Here is a 5908-nt window from a genome sequence, read left to right as displayed (position 1 = left end):
CTTGGTCAAAAACAGTTATATCCCCATCATCAACGAAAATGACACCGTTGCCACGGATGAAATCAAATTTGGCGACAACGATAAATTGGCCGCTTTGACAGCCGTTTTGTTGAATGTTGACATCCTTATTATTGCAACAAATACCAACGGAATTTACACCAAAGCTTCCATCAATAACGAGTTTCCGGAAACCATCAAATTGGTTACTGATTTAAGCGTTTTGGAAAAAGAAATTGGAGACAAAAAATCCTCTCACGGAACGGGCGGAATGCAATCCAAAATAGATTCGGCAGCCATTGCCAAAGCAGCCAATATCGAAACCTGGATTATCAACGGACTGGAAGATAATTTCATTTTGAAAGCTTTGAAGAATGAAATTGCGTTTACGAAGATTGTATAGATTGGGACACGGATGACGCGGATTCGCTATCGCGAAGACACAGATAAAACAGATTTTTTAAAGTTTTATAAAGAAATAAGATAATTTTGATGTAGTTATAAATGGAATTATTACACGAAGAATTAACAAAAACAATTATTAAAACTTTTTATGAAGTTTATAATGAGTTGGGTTATGGTTTTTTAGAAAAAGTGTATCAAAATTCTTTATACCTAGAATTAAAAAACAAAGGGCTTAAAGTTGAAGCTCAAAAAAGAATTGCTGTATTCTATAAAGGAACGGAAGTTGGTGAATATTATGCTGATTTAATGGTAGAAGAAACAATTATACTCGAATTAAAAGCAGCTGATTATATTGTTAAAGATTTTGAAAATCAAATCTTAAACTATTTAAGAGCTACCGATTGTGAAGTGGGTTTACTTTTAAACTTTGGAAAAAAGCCTGAATTCAAACGAAAAATATTTGAAAATTATAGAAAATAAAAAAATGGAACGCAGATGATACTGATGCTTCGCAAACACAGATAAAAACTGATTTATTTATTGATATCAAAATTAATTAGAAAAAATTCGCTTACATAAGCTTACAAATAATAAAACAAAAAAACACAAGTAAAAATCCGCTTTTATCTGCGTTTTCGCGATAGCGAATCCGTTTAATCAGCGTACAAATTATTTACAATTATGAACTTTATATCCATACAAAACATAGATTCACTCGACAAATGGGTGAAACAAGCGTTAAAAATTAAAAAAAATCCGCTTAAAAATAAGAAACTGGGCAAGAACAAAACACTAGTAATGTTGTTCTTTAATTCTAGTTTGAGAACGCGTTTGAGTACCCAAAAAGCAGCCACGAATTTAGGAATGAATGTGATGGTGATGAACTTTGGCAGCGAAGGTTGGACACTTGAATATGAAGATGGAGCTATTATGAATCAAGGTGCTTCCGAGCATATCAAAGAAGCCGCTGCGGTAGTTTCCCAATACGCAGACATCATTGCCATCAGGGCTTTTGCAGGATTGGTGGACAAAGAAAAAGACAATGCCGAAACCGTAATTTCTGGTTTCTTGAAATATGCTAGCGTACCAGTTGTAAATATGGAAAGTGCCACTGGACATCCAATGCAATCCCTTGCCGATGCCATTACGATGGAAGAACACAAAACGAAACACAGACCAAAAGTCGTTTTGACTTGGGCGCCACATCCTAGATCTTTGCCTCAGGCAGTTCCAAATTCTTTTGTGGAAATGATGCAAAAGCAAACTGAAATGGATTTTGTAATTACACATCCCAAAGGTTACGAACTAAATCCAGAAATCACCAAAGATTCCAAAATTGAATACAATCAAGACAAGGCGTTCGAAAATGCCGATTTTATCTATGCCAAAAACTGGAGCAACTACAAGGAATACGGGAAAATCACGAATTCGGATCCAAAATGGACGGTTTCTGCTGATAAAATGAAACTGACCAACAATGCCAAATTTATGCACTGTTTACCTGTTCGTCGTTATATGATTGTGACTGACGAAGTAATTGACAGCGAAAATTCGATTGTTATCGAACAAGCGAATAACAGAACGTATTCCGCTCAATTAGTATTGCAAAAAATATTAGAAAATGGAAAATAAGAAATCCTTATCTATCATAAAAATTGGTGGCAACATCATTGATAATCCAACGGAATTATCCCAATTCTTGGCAGATTTTTCCAAGATTGAAGGCAACAAGATTCTGGTTCACGGTGGCGGAAAATCGGCTACCAAAATGGCAAAAAGTATTGGCTTAGTTCCTCAAATGATTGACGGACGAAGAATCACCGATCAACCAATGCTAGATGTCGTAGTGATGATTTATGCTGGCGAAATCAACAAAAATATTGTGGCTCAATTGCAAGCCAACAATACAAATGCAATGGGTTTTTCGGGTGCAGATGGCAACTTGATTCAATCGACCAAAAGAAACCATCCCACCATCGATTACGGTTTTGTGGGAGATGTTCAAAAAGTGAATACGCCTTTATTAGCGACATTAATCAATAGCGGAATTGTTCCCGTTTTTTGTGCCATCACTCACGATAAAAACGGACAATTATTAAATACGAATGCAGATACAATTGCAAGTGAATTGGCCATTGCCGCCTCAGAAGTTTTTGAAGTAACTTTGAATTATTGTTTCGAAAAAGCGGGCGTTTTAACAGATGTTGAGGATGAAAATTCGGTAATCGAACAAATAAATTCGGAACTTTACGCTAAATTAAAAGAAGCGGGGGCCATTCATTCTGGAATGATTCCAAAATTAGACAACTGTTTCAATAGTTTGTCAAAAGGAGTTCAAAAGATAAAAATTGGACATCATAGAATGTTGAAAAATAGCAAGGCTATTTGTACGAACATAAAATTATAAAATATTAACAGACCTAACAGGTTTTAAAAACCTGTTAGGTCTTAGCAATAAACTATTTTGAAAAACATAGAAATCCTCATACAAGAAGCCATTGCGCTATTAAAATCACTAATTGAAACGCCTTCCTTTTCAAGTGAAGAAGATCAAACAGCACTTTTAATCGAAAATTGGTTTACTCAAAATACTATTCCATTCGAACGGGAAAACAATAATATTTGGGCTTACAATAAATACTTTGATAAATCCAAACCAACACTTTTATTGAATTCCCATCACGATACCGTAAAACCCAACCAAGGTTATACGAAAGATCCGTTTGAAGCGATTGCAGAAGACGGTAAATTATTTGGACTCGGAAGCAATGATGCTGGAGGTTGTTTAGTTTCATTAGTCGCTACATTTACTCATTTTTATGCTGTTGAAAATTTACCATACAATATCGTGATGGTAGCTTCAGCCGAAGAAGAAAGCAGCGGAAAACAAGGCTTAAACAGTGTGTTGAAACATTTGCCAGAATTAGATTGTGCCATCATCGGTGAACCTACATTAATGCAATTAGCCGTTGCTGAAAAAGGATTATTGGTTTTGGATATTGTGGTAAAAGGCACTGCCAGTCATGCCGCACACAACAATCCAGACAACCCTATTTACAATGCAATGCCAGTAATTGATTGGTTTAAAACCTTCGAATTCGAGAAAATATCCGAGGTTTTAGGCCCTGTAAAAATGACCGTAACTCAAGTCACAGCAGGAAAACAACACAATGTAGTTCCTGCCGAATGCCATTTAGTTGTTGATATACGAGTGAATGATTGTTACAATAATATCGAGATTTTAGAAACAGTAAAAGCAAACGTGGCTGCCGAAGTAACGCCACGTTCGATGCATCTCAACGCTTCATCTATTCCTGTTTCACACGGATTAGTTCAAGCTGGAATCGCATTAGGAAGAACGACTTATGGCTCTCCTACTCTTTCAGATCAATCCGTAATTAGTTGCCAGTCGCTGAAATTGGGTCCAGGAGAAAGCTTGCGGTCTCACTCGGCAAACGAATTTATATTCATCAACGAAATCGAAGAAGGAATCGATTTATACATTAAAATATTGACTGATTTTTTTAAAAATATTTAGTAGGGACAAGTCGCGACTTGTCCCTGCGATATACGAAATACGAAATAAAAAACACACCTATGAAACTTTGGGAAAAAGGAATACCAACAGATAAACAAATTGAACATTTCACCGTTGGAAATGATAGAGAACTCGATTTAGTACTAGCCAAATATGATGCTTTAGGCTCTATCGCTCACGCCAAAATGTTGGGACTAATAGGACTTTTAACAGAAGAAGAAACCGATTCTTTGGTTCTGGCATTAGAAGATATAATCATCGAAGTAGAAAAAGGAAAATTCGAAATTGAAGACAGCTTTGAAGATGTACATTCAAAAATCGAATATTTATTGACTGTAAAATTGGGCGATGCTGGAAAGAAAATCCATACTGCGCGTTCCAGAAACGATCAAGTTTTAGTTGACGTTAATTTATATCTCAAAGATGTGGTTACCGAATTCAAATCGCAAGTAAAAACGCTTTTTGACTTGTTAATGGAATCAGCAGATAAACACCAGAATGTTTTGTTGCCAGGTTATACGCATCTTCAAATTGCGATGCCATCATCTTTCGGAATGTGGTTTTCTGCCTATGCCGAAACTTTGATTGATGATATTACGATGTTGAACGCTGCCTTTAAAATTGTAGACCAAAATCCATTAGGTTCAGCGGCAGGTTACGGAAGTTCTTTCCCAATTAATAGAACATTTACAACTAAAGAATTAGGTTTCGAAACTTTAAAATTTAATTCGGTAGCGGCACAAATGAGCCGTGGAAAATCTGAAAAAACAGTCGCTTTTGCAATGAGTAGTGTTGCCGCTACATTAGCAAAATTTTCTATGGACGTTTGTTTGTATATGAGCCAGAATTTTGATTTTATCACTTTACCAGCGCATCTTACAACAGGTTCCAGCATTATGCCCCACAAGAAAAACCCAGATGTTTTTGAATTAATTCGTGGAAAATGCAACAAGATTCAAGCCTTGCCTTATGAAATCACTTTAATTACTAACAATCTTCCAAGTGGTTATCATCGTGATTTACAGTTATTGAAAGAAGGTTTGTTTCCTGCGATTCAAAACTTGAGAGCCTGTTTGGATATTGCAATTTTCTCTATCAAAGACATTAAAGTAAAAGACAATATTTTAAACGATCCAAAATACAACTACCTATTTACTGTTGACACTTTAAACGAAATGGTGGTTGCAGGAATTCCATTCAGAGATGCCTATAAAACCGTTGGTTTACAAGTTGAAAATGGCACTTTTCAATCACCAAAAGCGACGAAACATACTCACGAAGGAAGTATCAATAATTTGTGTTTAGAGGAAATTAAAGAAAAGATGAAAAGTGCTTTCTAGAATAATTTTTTTTCTAGAAAGCTTTTTTTATCCTGTCAAGATCACGTTTGGTATCTTGCTCCTTAAGAGATTCACGCTTATCGTAGGTTTTTTTACCTCTGCAAAGTCCTATTTCTAGTTTCGCCATTCCTTTTTCATTGGTAAACAATTTTAAGGGAACAATGGTCAAACCCTTGGCTTGAACACTTCTCGACAAGCCTTTTAATTCTCTTTTATTCAACAAAAGTTTACGCTCGCTCCTCGCTTTATGATTGAATTGATTGCCAAAAGCATATTCTTCAATATAAGTATTTATAGCAAAAAGTTCAGTACCACTAAATTCACAAAAACTCTCGGTGATATTAGCTTTTCCTAACCGGATGGATTTTATTTCGGTTCCTGCCAAAACAATTCCAGCAGTAAATTTTTCGATTATTTCATAATCGAAACGGGCTCTTTTATTAAGTATGTTTACAGTTTTTAGCATAGGAATGCAAATGTAGGATAAAAAAGAAAAAATCTAAAATAAAGGTAAATTATTTAGATAAAATAATTAATTCACAGTCATTTCTGTGAAATTAAACTAAAAAAACCAATATATAAACTCTTTAATGCATTTCAAATAGAACCAAATAATTATAAAAAATAT

At 35.1% G+C, this 5908-nt stretch carries 6 protein-coding genes and 1 pseudogene; 6 read left to right on the top strand and 1 reads right to left on the bottom strand.

The features are described from left to right. The 6 genes and pseudogenes from PHC28_RS14725 to argH form a co-directional block, all read left to right on the top strand. A pseudogene (locus tag PHC28_RS14725) lies at nt 1-400 on the top strand (glutamate 5-kinase); the annotation flags it as partial. A gap of 101 nt (nt 401-501) precedes the next feature. Further along, complete coding sequence (locus PHC28_RS14720) at nt 502-882, top strand: GxxExxY protein (protein ID WP_300102263.1); 381 nt, start codon at nt 502-504, stop codon at nt 880-882. A gap of 201 nt (nt 883-1083) precedes the next feature. After that, on the top strand, nt 1084-2034 hold the full coding sequence (locus tag PHC28_RS14715; RefSeq protein WP_300102260.1) for an N-acetylornithine carbamoyltransferase: 951 nt from the start codon (nt 1084-1086) through the stop codon (nt 2032-2034). After that, on the top strand, nt 2024-2809 hold the full coding sequence (gene argB, locus PHC28_RS14710; RefSeq protein WP_300102257.1) for an acetylglutamate kinase: 786 nt from the start codon (nt 2024-2026) through the stop codon (nt 2807-2809). Before PHC28_RS14715 ends, argB begins: the two co-directional genes overlap by 11 nt. 57 nt (nt 2810-2866) lie before the next feature. Continuing rightward, complete coding sequence (locus PHC28_RS14705; RefSeq protein ID WP_300102254.1) at nt 2867-3940, top strand: M20 family metallo-hydrolase; 1074 nt, start codon at nt 2867-2869, stop codon at nt 3938-3940. 59 nt (nt 3941-3999) lie between these two features. After that, nucleotides 4000-5280, top strand: coding sequence for an argininosuccinate lyase (gene argH, locus PHC28_RS14700; RefSeq protein WP_300102251.1), 1281 nt, complete (start codon nt 4000-4002; stop codon nt 5278-5280). Nucleotides 5281-5293: 13 nt separating this feature from the next. Here argH and smpB read toward each other — a convergent pair whose 3' ends face one another. Further along, complete coding sequence (gene smpB / locus PHC28_RS14695; protein ID WP_300102248.1) at nt 5294-5746, bottom strand: SsrA-binding protein SmpB; 453 nt, start codon at nt 5744-5746, stop codon at nt 5294-5296. Between the last annotated feature and the right edge of the window lie 162 nt (nt 5747-5908).

The sequence above is a fragment of the Flavobacterium sp. genome (assembly GCF_028712645.1).
In the GTDB taxonomy this organism is placed as follows: Bacteria; Bacteroidota; Bacteroidia; order Flavobacteriales; family Flavobacteriaceae; genus Flavobacterium.
This window is presented reverse-complemented; position numbering and strand designations above follow the sequence as displayed.